The following is a 259-nucleotide window of genomic DNA, read 5'->3' as shown; positions in this document are numbered from 1 at the left end:
TAATCAACACTGAACGTGTAGGCCCTTTTTGGATAACGCAAAAAGACACCTACTCAGTGTCCATGCTATGCTTGTTAGCGTCGAAACCAAAAGCAAGCGAGGTTATGAGTAAATGTCCCAATACGATCCTACACTGTCCGTCCTTGGAATACCAGACCATAATATCAAAGTAGCCTTTGTTCGTCATGAATATCGCGGCAACGGGGTACGTCGCCGCCAGTATCATGTGATTGATGCCGAGCTGACTTACCGGTTAACC

1 pseudogene is annotated in these 259 nt (G+C 46.3%); it reads left to right on the top strand.

From position 1 onward, the window contains the following. Window positions 1–112: 112 nt before the first annotated feature. Window positions 113–259 (top strand): annotated as a pseudogene (locus AC6UD0_RS07435) (ISL3 family transposase); the annotation flags it as partial.

Source organism: Fructilactobacillus sp. X7R9C1 (assembly GCF_059901005.1).
This window is presented reverse-complemented; position numbering and strand designations above follow the sequence as displayed.